The organism is Streptomyces sp. NPDC007905, from assembly GCF_042959345.1.
GTDB lineage: Bacteria > Actinomycetota > Actinomycetes > Streptomycetales > Streptomycetaceae > Streptomyces.
In genome coordinates, this window is sequence record NZ_JBIBKS010000083.1 from 1 (window position 1) to 1,347 (window position 1,347).

The 1,347-nt window shown below is 68.1% G+C and carries 1 protein-coding gene; it reads left to right on the plus strand.

The genetic code is table 11. The annotated features are described in order from the left end of the window. Positions 1-197: 197 nt before the first annotated feature. Positions 198-1,337 (plus strand): ISAs1 family transposase, encoded by a 1,140-nt coding sequence (locus ACFZDC_RS41995; protein WP_391332375.1) that lies wholly within the window; start codon positions 198-200, stop codon positions 1,335-1,337. Positions 1,338-1,347 lie beyond the last annotated feature (10 nt).

Genomic DNA, 1,347 nt, shown 5'->3' on the forward strand with positions numbered 1-1,347 from the left:
CAGGGCTTGCGCAAGTTCCCGGGATCGCCCAACTGGCGTGAGAACGCTGCGGGTTGGGGTGGACGATAGAGCGGACACGGGATCCGTGATCATTCAGGTGTCTAAGCCAAGTGATCAAAAGGATTCCCGTGTCCGCTGTCTCATCTTCCCCGATCCCTGCCGTGTTGGCCAAGTTGGGTCCGCTCAATCCGGACGACATGTCTGACCTGCGGTTCTTCCTGGAGGCGGTGCCCGATCCGCGCTCCCGGCGGGGCCGCTGGTACTCGCTGACCTCGATCCTGCTGGTCTGCGCGGCCGCCGCGGTCTCGGGAGCCCGGACCATCGACGAACTCGCCGAGTGGGGCGCCCGCGCCGACGCAGGGCTGCTCGTCACGCTCGGCGTGCGCCGTCACCTGCTGCGCTGGCGGCATGCACCGTCCAGGTCGGCGATCGGCAGGGTCCTCGAGCGTCTCGACACCGACGCACTCGATGCGGCCGTGGGAGCCTGGCTGGCTCACCGCCATACCGCCGCAGCCCCGGGTAGGCGACGGGTGATCGCCGTGGACGGCAAGGCACTGCGCGGCTCCGCCCGCCTGGACCAGCCCCGCCGGCACCTGCTGTCCGCCGTCACCCACGGCTGCCCGGTCACCCTCGCCCAGGCTGAGGTCGGGTCCAAGACCAACGAGACACGGCACTTCCAGCCCCTGCTTGCACCGCTCGACCTGGACGGAGACGTGGTCACCTTCGACGCGCTGCACTCCGTGAAGGCCAATGTCGCCTGGCTGGCCGAGACCAAGAAGGCGCACTACGTGGCCGTGATCAAGCCCAATCAGCCCACCGCCTGGGCCCAACTGGATGGTCTGGACTGGCATGCGGTGGCCATCCAGCACACCGCCTCGAACAAGGGACACGGCCGTCGCGAGTCCCGCTCGATCAAGACTCTCGCCATCGCCGACAACCTTGGCGGCATCGCCTTCCCCCACGCCAAGCTCGCCCTCCGCGTTCACCGCCGCCGCAAAGAGACCGGCAGGAAGGAGACCCGCGAGACCGTCTATGCGGTCACCAGCCTCGACGTCCACCAGGCGAAACCGGCCGAACTCGCCTCCCACCTGCGCGGACACTGGACCGTGGAAGCCCAGCACCACATCCGCGACCGTACCTTCGCCGAAGACGCCTCCACTGTCCACGTCGGCAACGCACCCCGCGTCATGGCCACCCTCCGCAACCTCGCGATCGGAGCCCTGAAAGCCCTCGGAGCGACCAACATCGCGAAGACCACCCGCGCCATCCGCGACCAACCCGAACGGGCCCTCCCCATCCTGGGCATCACCTACAAGCCCGACCTCAACGGAACTTGATCAAGCCCTG